Raw genomic sequence first — 15365 nt, 5'->3', positions numbered from 1 at the left:
TGAGCACTACAGAATAAAATAGATAATACAAACAACCATAACAATGGCTTTTTGGAATATAATAAACTATATGTCGATAAAATATTGGTTGAAGTCTATGATGAATTTTATACGCATGCTTCTAATTTTTGTAGGTGCACTAGGAGCAGTGAATGGAGTCGTTCTTGCCAACGACATAACTATCCAAGGAAAAGCTTTTTACGAAAGCCAGGATCCTTCTGCGCTACAGACTAAAACGGCAAAGAAACAGCAACCACCCTATCACGCCGTCCTCATGGTGCAACTAGTTGATACGCAAAGCCCTGGCAATCGCCCCCTTATTGTAGGTGAGATCAGTTTACCTATTACATCTCAAGCGCCTATACCCTTTCAAATCACTATTCCTGATAAAACTCTCATTAGGAATCATCAATATGCTTTGCAAGCTCGTATTATGGTAGGGGATGTATTGTGGTTTGTCAGCGATAAACGTAGCCCTGTAGATTGGCATGATCTTAGAAAGTCCTATCCAATTAGGTTAGAGGAGGTTATCCAACCCTTTCGGAGCATATCGCCATCTACCCCGCATTTACCAGGAAATAAATGGACAGCGGAAAAAATTCTTGACATCGTGCTATCCAAGGACAGCCCCCCTACGATTATAATTGCTGAGACAGGCCAAAGCCTAAGCAATAAAATCCGTTACCAGGTGAGTGGTGGTACTGGTTGTAACCAATACACGACTTTTGTCAGCCTTAATCAAGATGAAACAAACAAAGATGAAGGTCACTTGCAATTTCTGCCCCCTAGTCTCACCTTCTTGACGTGCAGCACCTCAATTATGCAACAAGAAAACCAATTTATTGACCTATTAAATCAGGCGCGACTCTATCAATTTGATGATCTAGGTCGATTAATTTTAAAAGATAATAACAAGAAATTTCTAGGTAGATTTATCCCATATCTACAAGAAAAAGGCTTAGAACGCATTCCAAGCCTTAATTAAATAACCCCTTATAAAGTGGTGCTTATCCCACAATTTCTGTTTGGGAAAACCAATAAGCAATCTCTTCAGCAGCTGTCTCTGGTGCATCTGACCCGTGGACAGAATTTTCACCAATCGACAAAGCATATAACTTACGAATCGTGCCTTCTACTGCATTGTTAGGGTTGGTTACCCCCATAATTTCTCGATTTTTAGCGACTGCATTCTCGCCTTCCAAGACTTGGACAACGGTTGGCCCTGAAGACATGGATTGCGTTAATTCTGCAAAAAAGGGACGCTCTTTATGCACTGCATAAAAGCCTTCTGCTTCCCGTAAGCTCATCCATACACGCTTACTCGCCACAACACGTAAACCAGCCTCTTCAAAAATCTTGGTGATAGCACCAGTCAAATTACGGCGAGTTGCATCGGGTTTAATCATCGAAAAAGTACGTTCAATAGCCATTTGATACCTTATCTTCACTTTAGTATTTCCTATTCGACCTGTAACAGGAACTTCCTTAGAAAACAAGGCTCTACACTGCCTTTACTGGCAATATTTCCTCAAAAAACCAATGAGCCACAAATGATGTAAAAACTCTATAATCAACCACCTTTCTTCACAAAAACCTCACAATTTATACACGCCCGCCTTTATTAACCTTATTTAAAAACAAACCTACAGCGAACCATTAATACTCCAATGTGGGGATCAACCCCGTTTAGGATAAGCGAATACAAATCAGGATATAGAATTATCAACATTTAAAAACCATTGCCAATAAACAAAAAATACTTATGATACCATATACCATTATTAGTTTAATAAAATTTTGGAGAAATTATGATACGCAATATTTACTTTGTAGCTATATCTATCCTATCGTTATGCACTGCCGCCAATGCCTCTCCGCTTAATAATAAATATAAAATAACCAATGATTGTATCTCCACTCTTAAAAACATAAATATTTGTCGTATACAGGCGCTGGAAAATTTTGGTGCCGTCAAAAAAGGAGACAAAGGCGGCTATATTGAGAGTGAACGTAATCTCAGTTTCAATGGCTTATCTTGGATTGACGAGAATGCGCAAGTGTTTGAAAACGCCCATGTCGAGGAAAATGCAAAAGTTTTTGGAAATGCAAAAGTTTTCGGAAACGCAGGAATTACTCAAAGCGCACAGGTCTTTGCTGAATCCACGGTTTTTAATACCGCAATAATTACGGGCAACGCAGTCATTACTGACAACGCAATAATTGCGGGCAACGCACTAATTATTGGCAACGCAAAAATTACTAACAACGCAAAAATTAGTGGCAACGCAAGAATTCATGACAACGCAAAAATTAGTGGCAACGCAGAAATTACTGACAACGCAGAAATTTATGGTAATGCAGTCATTACTGACAACGCAAAGATTAGTGGCAACGCAATCATTAGTGACAACGTACTCATTACTGACAACGCAAAAATTGCTGAAAAGGTAAAAATTGGTGAAAGCGCAATAATTTTCGGTAATGCACTCATCATTGAAAAAGCAGAAGTCTTTGGAAATGCAGAAGTCTTTGGAAATACTGTGATAGCAGGTAATTCCAAAATCCTAGGGACAGCCCAGATAGGAGGCGACGCTACTATCATCAACAAAACCTACACAAAAGGGCGTATAATGCATTGATAAAAGAGCGTATCCCCCCTGTAATTATTTTCAGCAAAACGCCGCCGCCGCCATCTTCTTTGGAAGCGAGGCAGTGACGGTATTTTTCCACACCGTCTTTTTTTACAAAGGGCGCCCTCTCGCGCCTCACGTAAATGTACTTACAACCCAAGATAGCTGCTTAATATTTTGCCAGTAAAATTTGTTGCACTTCTAGAGAAGTTCTATAAACTCAAAACGTCCTCCTTTGACTTATAATCAAGCTTGTTTACCTGCCCCTGAGTTCAATAGACTTATGCCGTAAAGAAGCATTAAGCTAATCATTACCCGCCATAGATAGACAAATTTGGTTCATTTTCATGCTTATTTTAAACGACATCAGCATTCGCATGGCCGGCAGATTATTGATTGATCACGCCAGTGTTACCTTGAATGAAGGGTCTAAAACTGGCTTTGTTGGCCATAACGGCACCGGAAAGTCCACGCTCTTGCGGGCAATTATAGGTGAACTGCCCTTGGAGAGTGGTGAGATATCCTTACCCAAAGGCACTCGTATTGGTCAAGTTGCGCAAGAGGCTCCTGCTGGCACATCAAATCTGCTTGATATTGTTCTGGCCGCTGATAAAGAGCGCACAGCTCTTTTAGAAGAAGCCGAACTAACCGATAACCCTTTGCGTATTGCCGAAATACACAGCCGGCTTAATGATATTGATGCCCACGCCGCCCCCGCGCGTGCGGCAAGTATTTTAGCTGGACTTGGCTTTAACGCGGCAGCGCAATTACGCCCTGCTTCTTCTTTTTCGGGTGGCTGGCGTATGCGAGTAGCGTTGGCGGCAGTGCTATTTAGCGCCCCTAGTCTTTTATTATTAGATGAGCCTACAAATTACCTTGACTTAGAGGGGACTCTTTGGCTCACCGATTACATACGCCGCTATCCACATAATGTAATTATCATCAGTCATGATCGCGAACTTTTGAATAATACGGCCACCTCTATTCTACATTTAGAAAATAAAAAGCTCAGACTTTGGACTGGTAATTACGACGAATTCGCTAAACAACGAGCAGAAACCATCCATTTACAACAAAAACAAGCTGCCAAACAGCAAGCACACAAGGCCCATTTAGAAGCCTTTATCAACCGGTTTCGCGCTCAAGCTAATAAAGCGCGGCAAGCGCAATCGCGCATTAAAGTTCTTGAAAAGATGCAAGACGTTACTGTGTGGCAAGAAGATCACGTTGCTCCCTTCAGTTTCCCGCATGCAAAAAAAGCAGTGGCTTCCCCCATTATTGCCCTTTCGCAAACGAATGTAGGCTATGAACCGGGCAGCCCGATTTTACGCAACCTTGATTTACGCATTGATCACGATGATCGCATTGCTTTATTAGGCTCCAATGGCAATGGAAAATCCACCCTAGCCAAGTTATTAGCGGGTCGGCTTTCACCAGAAACAGGGCGATTAGTCACGGCCCCGCAACTGAAAATTGCTTTTTTTGCCCAGCACCAGCTAGATGATTTGCACCCGCACGAAAGCCCTATTGACCACGTGCGGCGCCTAATGCCCAACCAGCCGGAGGCAAAAATTCGCGCCCGCACAGCCTTTATGGGGCTTACAACCGAAAAAATGCACACTAAAGCCCAAGATCTATCGGGAGGGGAACGAGCGCGCCTTTTGATGGGGCTTGCAACCTTTAACGGCCCGCATCTGCTGATTTTAGACGAACCTACTAACCATCTCGACATTGAAAGCCGTACCGAATTAATCAATGCTTTGAATAATTTTAACGGTGCGGTTATCTTGATCGCCCATGATCGCCATCTGATTGAAGCCACAATGGATCGATTATGGCTTGTCCAAAATGGCACAGTCACTCCCTATATAGGAGATATGGATGACTATCGTCGTGATATTTTGGGATTGAAAAAGAACAAAAAACCTGAAGAAAAGTCAGAAGCTCAAGGAGTAAAAAAAAACGACCAGCGTAAAATGAACGCGTATAAGCGCGCAAGCCTAGCTCCTTTGCGACAAGAAATTACCCAAGCTGAAGCTCTAATTCAACGTCTAGAAAGCCTTATCGCCCGCTTGGATAGCGAATTGGCTGTTGGAACGCTATACACCCAAAACCCCGCTCTCGCTGCTCAAAAATCCATAGAAAGAGCCGATGCTATAAAACGGCTCAATGAAGCAGAAACACGCTGGCTTAGCTTATCAGAACGTTATGAAGAGGGAACACAATAGGCTGAAACGCCCAATTTCGTTAAAGTGGTCTATAGTCTATAAAGCAAATTTTGACACAGCCGCGCTTTTACCATTATAGTGGGTTAGACTATAAAACGTATAGAGGCAGCCCCTACGATATCAACACGTCGCTATACGATAACGCATAACTGATCTGAGGTATATTTTGCATGTTTGAATTATCACCACTCTTAATAACCTTTATTATTTATATAGGACTTATGGTGGCAATCGGCGTTTATGCCTATCGCCATACCCAAAAATTCGATGACTACATTTTAGGTGGACGCCGTTTTGGTCGCTTTGTCACAGCCATGTCTGTGGGCGCTTCAGATATGAGTGGTTGGTTGTTAATGGGACTCCCAGGAGCTATTTATCTACAGGGTCTTTCACAATCATGGATCGCGGTGGGGCTTTTATTAGGCGCCTTACTCAACTGGTATTTAGTCGGTGGGCGTTTGCGTGTGCAAACAGAAGTATTCAACAATTCCCTAACCTTGCCTGACTTCTTCTCCAACCGATTTCAAGATAAACACCAAGTTTTGCGAGTCGTTTCAGCCTTTATTATCTTGATCTTTTTTACCATTTATTGTGCATCTGGCATTGTGGCTGGGGCGCGCTTATTCGAAACGACCTTTGGCTTTAGCTATGGCGCGGCTTTATTAGCTGGCACCTTAGCTACCATCCTCTATACCTTCCTAGGGGGCTTTTTGGCCGTAAGCTGGACCGATACAGTACAAGCAAGTCTGATGATCTTCGCTCTTATCCTCACCCCCATAGTGGTGATTTATACCCAAGGCGGTTTTACCGAAACCATGGCGAGTATTGAATCCGTTCATCCTAACCATGCGAATCTTTTCTATGGGGTAGGCGCCATCTCTATCCTCTCGTCCTTAGGTTGGGGATTTGGCTATTTTGGGCAACCACACATCTTAGCCCGTTTCATGGCTTCACAAAATCACCAAACAGTTAAACGGGCGCGCCGCATCGCCATGACATGGATGTTCTTATGCTTAAGCGGAGCCATTATAGTAGGGTACTTCGGTGTTGCCTATTTTGCAAACCACCCAGATTTGGCTGTGAATGTACAAGGCAATAGCGAACGAATTTTTATTGAGTTGACTCGACTTTTATTCAACCCATGGATTGCTGGTGTCCTACTTTCTGCAGTATTAGCTGCGGTTATGAGTACGTTAAGCTGTCAACTTCTTGTATGTGCAAGCGCCATTACTGAAGATTTTTACCGCCCCTTTTTCCGCAAAAATGCATCACAGCGTGAATTGATCTATGTGGGGCGAGCTATGGTATTAGCTGTGGCGGCCATTGCGCTTACCCTTGCCCTGAACCCTGAGAGTAAAGTTCTGGATTTAGTAAGCTATGCTTGGGCAGGCTTTGGTGCGGCTTTCGGTTCAGTGATTATTGTATCCCTTTTTTGGGGACGCACCACAAGCCAAGGCGCTTTGGCAGGCATGATCGTAGGAGCAGCCACTGTGATTCTGTGGAAAAATTACGGTCTTTGGGGGCTATATGAGATTATCCCTGGTTTTATTCTTGCTACCGCTACTGTAATTGTAGTGAGCCTAATCAGCCCATGTCCTAGCCCTGAAGTCGCCGAACAATTTAAAAAAGCGCAACAGAAATTTCAAACATAAAACGCGTCCATAAAAATCTTAGGAATGCTTAAAGGATGAAACCTCTTCCCTAGACTTTTTTAAAATATGATGCAAAATAGGCGAAGATATGTGCAATTTTGTTCGTATCTTCGCCTGTTTTATATATTACTTATCGTAAGTTGCCCATTTATTGGGCATTGGAGGTGTATCTGTGCCAAGCAATACTATAGCAGCGCATCAGCCTAAAAGCTCAATTTCCACGATTTTATTAGCTAGTCTTATCGGTACAACGATTGAGTTTTTTGATTTTTATGTTTTCGCTACCGCGGCGGCTCTGGTTTTTCCTAAACTTTTTTTCCCAAGCGAAAACACCAATCTTGCTCTCTTGCAATCCTTTTTAATTTTCGGTGCTGCATTTTTTGCCCGCCCCTTTGGATCAATTATATTTGGTCATTTTGGCGATAAGGCAGGTCGCAAATCTACGTTGATAGCGGCTCTCTTAACTATGGGGATTTCCACGGTTATCATTGGATTTTTACCTACATATGAAAACGCGGGTTGGTGGGCGCCATTTTTTCTGACCCTATGTCGCCTAGGGCAAGGATTGGGATTAGGTGGTGAATGGGGCGGCGCTGTACTCCTTGCTGTCGAAAATGCTCCACCTGAAAAACGGGACTGGTATGCTATTTTCCCACAATTGGGCGCGCCCATCGGGCTTATTTTATCAGCAGGCACCTACTGGTTAATGTGGAACAGCCTCACCCCCGATGAATTGCATAATTGGGGCTGGCGTATTCCTTTTATCGCCTCGGCCGTTCTAATTTTGGTAGGCCTATGGGTGCGATTTTCCATTGCCGAAACCCCTGCGTTCCAAAAAGCTATGGCTTGTAATGAACGCGTAAAAGTTCCAGCTATTGATATTTTTATCAAGCATCCGCGTGCCTTGTTTTTAGGAACATTTGCGGGCATGACAGTCTTTGTCTTATTCTACCTTTTTACCGCCTATCTGTTAAGCTATTCTACCCATCATCTACACTTGGAATTTGATAAAGCCTTAGAGATTGAAATTATTGGCTCTTTCTTTCTAGGCCTATTTATTATTTTTGGGGGGAAACTCTGCGAAAAAATTGGCCGCCGGCTTTTTATGATATGGGCAACAGTTCTAACAGGGCTCTTTTCTTTTAGTGTACCTTTTCTCTTGACTGCTGGTTATGGTGGAATCATGGCTCTTTCTATTTGTGGATTGAGTATTATGGGTCTAACCTATGCCCCGATTGGTGCGACCCTTACCTCACCCTTTCCTACCGCAGTTCGCTATACGGGTGCCTCAATAACCTTTAACCTAGCAGGTATAGCAGGAGCCTCTATCGCACCCTATATCGCTGAATATTTGGTACAAAATTTTGGCCCTGCTTATATTGGCTATTATCTCTTGCTCTCTTCCTTTATTTCACTTTTATGTTTCGTGGGTTTTACCAACGATGAAATATCAAACTAAATAGCTGACTATAAAATCCAAAAAAGCGCAAATAAACAAAGTGGAATGGCGGCTAAAAGCCGCCATTTGCGTGTTAACGGTCTGTGCACAAGCTTAAAAAGCAATGCAGCAAAGATAAGGCTTACACCCACGAACAGGATATCAACCGCCCTTTGATTTAACCATTCCGACGGCAAAATATGCGATAAAATATGCGTAGTACCTAAAAAAGCCAAAGAAAGCCACGCCAATAAAACCGACCAAAAAACCAGCAAGAGCTTATCAATTGTCATGTCCACCGCCCCATACGCCATAAAATGCTAAGCGCCAAAGCAAAAGTGGCTATAAATACCCAACGTCCCCCACCCGCGTCCGCATCAAGTAACACGCCAGGATAAAGGAACCCAATGATAGAGACCAGTATAAGCATAATTGGTAAAACACGCACTTCCTAACACCCTAAGCCTTCAAATATAAGATTTTTCCCTGTCCCAGTCCTAAGTAGAAGGCTTATATTTATCATGCTTTTTTTCCAGCGGCGGTTTTCATCCTGTTGCCAATAGGTAAGAGGGTAGGCTTTTTGCTTATAAGTTATCCATTGGGTGCGCATATTCTCAATAATTTGAGTGTCCCTATCTTCAAACATGAGTACAAGCCGTGTGTAAGACTCAACCATCAGACAAGTGGCACCATCCAACAAAAATCGAATGTCGGCTTTATTAGGATTATCCTCCTGCATAGTTAAATAAACAGGCTGCAAAGGTGGGAAAGGGTCATCCATCTTGCCATGAGGAATAAAAGAATCATCCGCCCACGTCCAAAGATGATCATCCATCGCATGATATCTCGATTCATCAGCAAATTGCACCCCAACTCTCCAGTTGCGAGCCAAAGAGCGCTCAATCAAAGCTGGCAAGGCTTGTTCTGCTGTCGATTGGGTAAGATGATAAAAAAGAATCTCTGGCATGAACCCCCTATTTATAATCCCCCTTGTACACCAATACCAAATGCCGCATTCGCCAATTATTAAAAGCAGCAAACCTAATCTTCATAATATTTAGCAATAAAATGATCCAGTAAACGAACGCCAAAGCCTGAAGCCCATGATTGGCTATATTCATTTTTTTCCGATTCCATAGCGGTTCCTGCAATGTCCAGGTGAGCCCAAGGGGTTTCGCCTACAAAGCGTTTAAGAAACTGCGCGGCCGTAATAGAATGCGCGCCGCTATTTACACTATTGACCATATCAGCAAATTTTGAGTCAATCATTTTATCGTAGGCATCATTGAGCGGAAAACGCCAAAGCTTTTCACCAGTTTCAAGACCAGCCTGTGTCAATTTTTGCGCAAGATCATCATTGTTAGAAAAAAGGCCTGCATGGTCTTTACCCAAAGACACAATAATAGCGCCAGTCAATGTGGCTAAATCAACCATAAATTTTGGTTGGAAACGCTCTTTAACATACCACAAAGCATCAGCCAAAACCAAACGCCCTTCAGCATCCGTATTATTAATTTCAACAGTTTGACCTGACATTGGTTACAATATCACCAGGACGCTGAGCATTACCATCAGGCATATTTTCTACAAGCCCAATCACCCCTATCGCATTCACTTTTGCTTTACGCAAAGCAAGAGCCATGATCAAGCCGGTGACAGCAGCGGCGCCCCCCATGTCCCCTTTCATGGCTTCCATTCCTTTGGAGGGTTTTAAAGAAATCCCACCGCTATCAAAGACCACCCCCTTACCAATGAAGGCTAAAGGGGGCTCTTTGGTTTCTACCCCTTGCCATTGCATAATGGCAAGGCAGGGGGAACGTTTAGAACCACGGCCTACACCCAAAAGTGCATTCATACCTAGTTTTTTCATATCTTTATCGTTAAGGATCTCTACCTTAACACCCAGATCTTTTAGCGCCTTAACCTTTTCAGAAAACTCTTCAGGGCCCAAAATATTAGCCGGCTCATTAACAAGATCGCGAGCCAAAATAACTGCATCAGCCAAAGCATCAGCGCGTTTAACAAGAGTTTTTTCCACCATTGGGGTTTTGCAATTGCAGGTTTATTTTTATGCTTTTTGCTTTTTTCTCATCGTCCTTTTTTGGATTTTGATATTTGTCGAACGTATAATCGCGAAGGCGAACACCAACTGCAAAATCAACGATATTTTCCGGCGACAAAGTATAATCAGCTATGGCTAGACAAAGGGTAACATAGGCATTTTTATCAAATGAAGCGCGCGCCACACCGCCCAATTTCACCCAATCATCACCCTTAAATTGGCTCACATCGCCTACCCCCAGAAGCACAAGACGTTCAAACCCTTGACTTTCTTCGCTTAAAGCATCAACAACCGCAAACTTTTTGCCTTTGAAAGCGCGTGCTTTTATCACGCGCTTTAAAAAGGCCTTGCCAACAAAATTTTCTATTTCAGCGGCAACGCCTCCATCTTCATTCACTAAAACAACCAATAGGCCACGTTCAGGTGCATTCAGTGCATCAATATTTGAAAAAATTGCCTTCGACATACCATATCCATTCATAACCAGATAAAAACCAGCGCCCCCGAGCAAGTCCAAATGCCCCGCTGCAAAAATTCTAACGCTAAAATTAGTATATTACCAATTTGGGGGGGCAACGCAATAACTAAATAGAAACAAAGCGTGTGAAGCAAGAGTCCAATCGCTAACCATTATGCTAAATAATTATTTTTAGAACAGCCGCGCTTATTGTCTTTAAAAGATTAAGCGCTTATATATTGAGCTGTTTAACAATCTTCAGATATGTGAAAGCGACATGATGGAAATAAGAAATAGCACCTTTGCTTTCGTTTTAAGTACAGCCATTTTAAGTGCACCCGTAGCAAGCGCTGGGCTTTTTGTGAATAACTTCCTTGCTTCTCCAGCTGTGGCTCAAAGCGCTATTTCTATAGTAGTTAATGGCATTGCAATTACAAATTTTGACATTCAGCAAAAGATCGCCTTCTTAAAACTTAGCAAAAGAACAGGCAACCTTGCCTCCATTGCTCGCAAAGAGCTAATTGATGATACGCTCCGGCGCAGTGCCATCCAACGCTTCAAGCTTGATCCGACGCCACAACAAATTGATGAAGCTCTAAATAATTTTATCCAATTAAACCATGTAACCGCTGAACAGTTTACCGAATTACTAAACCAAAATGGGATCAGCATTGATTATTTTAAAACCTATATCGCTACTCAAATCGGCTGGGCCTCTTTGCTAAGAATGCGTTACCGCGCCGAACATGGGCCGATTAGTCAACAAGAAGCTGTGCAAAAAAAATGATAAAAAATGGTGGGATTAAACCCTCTATTAACGAATATACTATGCGCCGCATTATTTTTGTGACTCCCCAAAACCAACGCGCCAACCTACTTGAAAAGCGTCTTAATGAAGCAAAAAAATTCCGCGCTCAGTTCAAAGGTTGTGCAAGTCTCAATCAACAAGCACAACAATATCTAGATGTTACTATTCGTGCGCTTCCAAAAACACTTGAGCCCGAACTAAGCCCTGATGGGCATCAAGCATTCGCGCCGCAGGCTCAGGTCGAATGACAGAACCCCGCCAAACCCCCCTAGGGGTTGAGGCTATCGCTGTGTGTAGTGTAGAGCCTGTTTCTGATGACCATGTTGCTCGGCTAGCTTTCTCCCTCAAAGACTTACGAGCCGAACCCACTCCGCAACAGCTTGATGCCCTAAACGATAAATATCTCAAAGAATTAAGAGACACAGCACAAATTAGAAACCTTTAATGCAAACGCTCATCGTCAGCTGTGGAGATCCAGCGGGCATTGGCCCTGAACTAGCGATTAAAGCTTGGATAGCACGTGACGATCACGTTATACCGCCCTTTTGTCTGCTTATTGACCCCAAAATTATACAAGAACGCGCCCGCCATTTTGGTCTTGACATCAAAATCGCTCTTGATGACCGCCACGCCTTTAACAAAGCGCTGCCTATTATTCCCCTTCAACATAACCAAACAGCCACACTGGGCCAGCCCGACCCTCACAATGCTCCAAGCATTCTTGAAGCAATTGAATATGGAGTTAGCCTAATCAAACAACGAATCGGTAGCGCACTTATTACTTTACCTATCGCAAAAAAAAAACGCTCTACGATGCGGGGTTTGCTTTTCCTGGGCACACAGAATTTCTAGCGCATTTAACGGCAAAACTTTACCCTGCCACGTTTTATAAGCCAGTTATGCTATTGGCTGGGCCCCATTTAAAAACTGTGCCCATTACCATTCATATCCCTCTCGCTTGTGTAACCAAACAACTTAACCAAGCACGCATTATCGAAACCGCTCAAATTGTAGCACATGATTTGCAAACACGCTTTGGCTTCCAACGGCCACGCTTAGCCGTTTGTGGGCTAAACCCGCATGCAGGTGAAGGGGGCGCTTTTGGAAAAGAAGATCTAGAGATCATCGCTCCTGCTGTACAAGCTCTGCAAAAACAAGGCTTAGACGTTAGCGGCCCTTGGCCCGCTGACACGCTTTTTCATGCTCAAGCGCGCCGTAATTACGATGTGGCCTTATGCATGTATCATGACCAAGCTTTGATTCCTGTCAAAACCATCGGCTTTGATGAAACTGTTAATGTCACACTAGGGCTTCCATTCATCCGCACTTCGCCTGACCATGGCACCGCGTTTGACATTGCTGATAAAGGCATTGCTTCGCCCCAAAGCTTTATCGCCGCCTTAAAACTAGCCAAAAAATTGGTTGAAAATAGCGCTAAAACCGTTTTATAAGCTCCCTTTTCTTTACAAAGATATGATTCATGCCTATTGACAACCTCCCCCCTTTACGAGACGTTATTGAAACTTGGGGGCTACGCGCAAAAAAATCACTAGGACAAAATTTTTTATTTGATCTTAACCTCACAACAAAAATCGCCCGCCAAGCGGGCGACTTACGTGACAAGCCCGTTATAGAAATCGGCCCTGGGCCGGGCGGTCTTACCCGCGCCCTTTTAGCGCAGGGCGCTCATGTAACGGCCATAGAACGTGATGACGCTGTCTTCCTGCCCTTTTCTCTATTGCCAATCATTATCCACAAAAGCTACGTATCATTCATGGTGATGCCCTAACCCAAGATTTTACAGCGCTGTTTCCTCAGTCACGCGAAAAAGCCACGTATTATTGCTAACCTACCCTATAATATTGGCACGCAACTATTCCTTAATTGGCTTTTATGGGAGCCCTGGCCGCCTTTTTATGATTCTATGACCCTGATGTTTCAAAAAGAAGTAGCTGAAAGAATCACCGCTAACCCTGCTAGCTGCCACTATGGTCGCTTGTCCGTTTTGGCTAACTGGCGCGCTCACACAAGAATTACCTTTGATGTACCACCCCAAGCATTCACGCCACCGCCTAAAGTGATCTCTTCTATTGTGCATATAACCCCCAATCCAGAGCCCATGCCTTGCTCAAAATTGCAACTTGAACAAATCACCAAAGCGGCCTTTGGGCAAAGGCGCAAAATGCTACGACAAAGCCTCAAAACGCTAGGTGGTGAAACCCTTTTAAAACAAACAGGTATAGAGCCTACACGGCGTGCTGAAACGCTGGAAATCGCAGAGTTCGTTGCTTTAGCGCAAGCCTTAGAGCGCCTTGCTTAAGCGACCCTATAAGGTTTCAGAAAAAAGCTGTTCCATAAAGGTGGAAAGCGATGGCCTCCGCCATCGTTTAAGAATTTCCGCCTGATAAATACTATGCAACTGGGAAAAAGATGCGTCAATATCTTGATTGATGATCACATAATCATAGGCTCCCCAATGGCGCATCTCTTCATGGGCATTCCGAAGTCGTAAAGCCATTGATGCAGAACTATTTTCGGCGCGTCGCTTAAGACGCAAGCGCAATTCATGCATTGAAGGTGGTAAGATAAACACTGAAACAATATCTTGCGGCATCTTTTCATAAAGCTGTGCTGCACCTTGATAATCAATATCAAACAAAAGATCTTGACCCGTATTAAGGGCGTCCTCCACTGTTTGACGCAGAGTACCATAATAATGGCCATGGACTTCAGCCCACTCAATAAAGGTACCTTGGTCTCGCTTTTGCAAAAATTCTGCCTCAGAAAAAAAATGATAATGCACACCATTTTTTTCCTTGCCCCGCGGTGGGCGTGTCGTAGCGCTTATGGATAGACGAACCGCACACTCTTGCATGAGTCGCGCACAAAGAGTCGATTTCCCCGCCCCAGAGGGCGATGAAATAACTAACAAAACCCCACGTCGACGAGTACCAGCAGAGCAAGTATCTGTATTCATAATAGCATCCTATAGGGTTTAGCGCCTATCTTTTTGTAAAGCGCGCCAGCGCCGTACATGGGCATTGTGTTCATCAAGCGTTTTAGAAAAGACATGGCCGCCATTTCCATCGGCAACAAAATAAAGTGCATCCGTTTGCGCAGGATGAGCAACTGCCTCAAGAGCACTACGGCCTGGAATAGCAATGGGGGTCGGGGGTAAACCACTAATTTTATAAGTATTATAAGGAGTATATCCTTTCTAGATCTGAACGGTAAATAGGCCGCCCCGCTGGTTTTCCTGCCCCACCAAACAGACCATAAAGCACCGTAGGATCTGATTGTAAGCGCATGTTTTTAGCCAAGCGATTATAAAAAACAGCAGCGATCATGGGCCGTTCACTTGCCAATGCGCTCTCTTTTTCTACAATTGAAGCTAGAATCACAAATTCCTCCTTAGAACCCAGGGGGAGATCACTCGCCCGCCCCCTCCACAGAGCATCAACTAACTTCTTTTGATCGTTTTCTAGCCTTTGAACAATTTCAGCCCGGCTTGTCCCACGCACAAACTGTACTGTATCAGCCACTAAACTGCCTTCAGGGGGCAATACCGTAGGAAGCCGCCCCTTAAGTACAGAATCGTTCGCCAAACGGTCAAACACTTGTTGAACTGTTAGCCCTTCAGGAATGGTAAGACTATACTCTATTGATTTTCCAGCGGCTAAAATATCCATAATTGTACGCATGGATGCGTAGGCAGGAATCGCGTACTCTCCAGCCTTGAGAGTCCGCGATTCACCTGCTAAGCGCACGCCCATGACAAAGAACAACGACCATCGAATAAGCCGACGTTTCTCTAATAGCGCCCCAATATCACCAACACCAAGCCCTGAGCTAATCAGCAAAGTTTGCGCCCTATCCGAAGGGCCTGCCATCTGAAAGGCGCGCTTACCATCATAAACCAAGGCCGTAGCTAAGAGTAAAGTGAACATCACTAGCGTAATGAAAGCGCTACCCAATGTCATAAACAGATGAGATGCGCTGCAGCGCGTCCTAACTGCTACAGCGCCCGACAACACCGCGCCTCTCTCAGGGATATATGTGTCTTCTTCGCTCATCCACCCGCCATCATAGC

12 protein-coding genes and 5 pseudogenes are annotated in these 15365 nt (G+C 43.9%); 10 read left to right on the top strand and 7 right to left on the bottom strand.

What is annotated here, in order from left to right; all coding sequences use genetic code 11:
* Positions 1-97 precede the first annotated feature (97 nt).
* Entirely contained in the window at positions 98-985 is an 888-nt protein-coding gene (locus ACK28X_RS07535; RefSeq protein ID WP_412058420.1) for an META domain-containing protein, read from the top strand.
* 22 nt (positions 986-1007) lie between these two features.
* On the opposite strand, the gene ndk is transcribed toward ACK28X_RS07535, so the two are convergent.
* Entirely contained in the window at positions 1008-1430 is a 423-nt protein-coding gene (gene ndk, locus ACK28X_RS07530) for a nucleoside-diphosphate kinase (RefSeq protein ID WP_412058419.1), read from the bottom strand.
* Between the two features lie 378 nt (positions 1431-1808).
* On the opposite strand from ndk, the gene ACK28X_RS07525 reads away from it, so the two are divergent.
* From ACK28X_RS07525 to ACK28X_RS07510, 4 genes are all read left to right on the top strand, one after another.
* Positions 1809-2639 carry a hypothetical protein gene (locus ACK28X_RS07525; protein ID WP_412058418.1) on the top strand — a complete coding sequence of 277 codons (831 nt, stop codon included), beginning with the start codon at positions 1809-1811 and terminating at the stop codon, positions 2637-2639.
* A 338-nt stretch (positions 2640-2977) separates the two neighbouring features.
* On the top strand, positions 2978-4858 hold the full coding sequence (locus ACK28X_RS07520; RefSeq protein ID WP_412058417.1) for an ABC-F family ATP-binding cassette domain-containing protein: 1881 nt from the start codon (positions 2978-2980) through the stop codon (positions 4856-4858).
* Between the two features lie 170 nt (positions 4859-5028).
* A complete protein-coding gene (gene putP / locus ACK28X_RS07515; RefSeq protein WP_412058416.1) occupies positions 5029-6510 on the top strand; it encodes a sodium/proline symporter PutP in 1482 nt (493 codons plus the stop codon).
* 172 nt (positions 6511-6682) lie between these two features.
* A complete protein-coding gene (locus ACK28X_RS07510) occupies positions 6683-7969 on the top strand; it encodes an MFS transporter (RefSeq protein ID WP_412058415.1) in 1287 nt (428 codons plus the stop codon).
* An 8-nt stretch (positions 7970-7977) separates the two neighbouring features.
* Here the strand turns inward: ACK28X_RS07510 and ACK28X_RS07505 are convergent, their stop codons facing one another.
* The 4 genes and pseudogenes from ACK28X_RS07505 to ACK28X_RS07490 all read right to left on the bottom strand — a co-directional run bounded on the left by ACK28X_RS07505 (position 7978) and on the right by ACK28X_RS07490 (position 10476).
* Positions 7978-8241 carry a hypothetical protein gene (locus ACK28X_RS07505; protein ID WP_412058414.1) on the bottom strand — a complete coding sequence of 88 codons (264 nt, stop codon included), beginning with the start codon at positions 8239-8241 and terminating at the stop codon, positions 7978-7980.
* Entirely contained in the window at positions 8238-8396 is a 159-nt protein-coding gene (locus ACK28X_RS07500) for a hypothetical protein (protein WP_412058413.1), read from the bottom strand. Before ACK28X_RS07500 ends, ACK28X_RS07505 begins: the two co-directional genes overlap by 4 nt.
* A 78-nt stretch (positions 8397-8474) precedes the next feature.
* Positions 8475-8915 (bottom strand): annotated as a pseudogene (locus tag ACK28X_RS07495) (DNA polymerase III subunit chi); the annotation flags it as partial.
* Between the two features lie 74 nt (positions 8916-8989).
* Positions 8990-10476, bottom strand: a pseudogene (locus ACK28X_RS07490) (leucyl aminopeptidase).
* Positions 10477-10744: 268 nt separating this feature from the next.
* Between ACK28X_RS07490 and ACK28X_RS07485 the strand changes: the two are divergent.
* The 5 genes and pseudogenes from ACK28X_RS07485 (at position 10745) to rsmA (ending at position 13595) form a co-directional block, all read left to right on the top strand.
* On the top strand, positions 10745-11254 hold the full coding sequence (locus ACK28X_RS07485; protein WP_412058412.1) for a hypothetical protein: 510 nt from the start codon (positions 10745-10747) through the stop codon (positions 11252-11254).
* Positions 11251-11523 carry a hypothetical protein gene (locus tag ACK28X_RS07480; protein WP_412058411.1) on the top strand — a complete coding sequence of 91 codons (273 nt, stop codon included), beginning with the start codon at positions 11251-11253 and terminating at the stop codon, positions 11521-11523. Before ACK28X_RS07485 ends, ACK28X_RS07480 begins: the two co-directional genes overlap by 4 nt.
* Entirely contained in the window at positions 11520-11720 is a 201-nt protein-coding gene (locus tag ACK28X_RS07475; protein WP_412058410.1) for a hypothetical protein, read from the top strand. Before ACK28X_RS07480 ends, ACK28X_RS07475 begins: the two co-directional genes overlap by 4 nt.
* A pseudogene (gene pdxA, locus ACK28X_RS07470) lies at positions 11720-12726 on the top strand (4-hydroxythreonine-4-phosphate dehydrogenase PdxA). Before ACK28X_RS07475 ends, pdxA begins: the two are co-directional and overlap by 1 nt.
* A gap of 29 nt (positions 12727-12755) precedes the next feature.
* Positions 12756-13595: pseudogene (gene rsmA / locus ACK28X_RS07465) on the top strand (16S rRNA (adenine(1518)-N(6)/adenine(1519)-N(6))-dimethyltransferase RsmA).
* 6 nt (positions 13596-13601) lie between these two features.
* Here rsmA and gmk read toward each other — a convergent pair.
* Both gmk and mltG read right to left on the bottom strand, forming a co-directional pair.
* Positions 13602-14252, bottom strand: a complete 651-nt coding sequence (gene gmk / locus ACK28X_RS07460; protein WP_412058409.1) for a guanylate kinase — start codon at positions 14250-14252, stop codon at positions 13602-13604.
* 18 nt (positions 14253-14270) lie between these two features.
* Positions 14271-15255, bottom strand: a pseudogene (mltG, locus tag ACK28X_RS07455) (endolytic transglycosylase MltG).
* Positions 15256-15365: the final 110 nt, after the last annotated feature.

Origin of the sequence: Bartonella sp. DGB2 (assembly GCF_046843095.1) — a bacterium.
Lineage (GTDB): Bacteria > Pseudomonadota > Alphaproteobacteria > Rhizobiales > Rhizobiaceae > Bartonella.
This window is presented reverse-complemented; position numbering and strand designations above follow the sequence as displayed.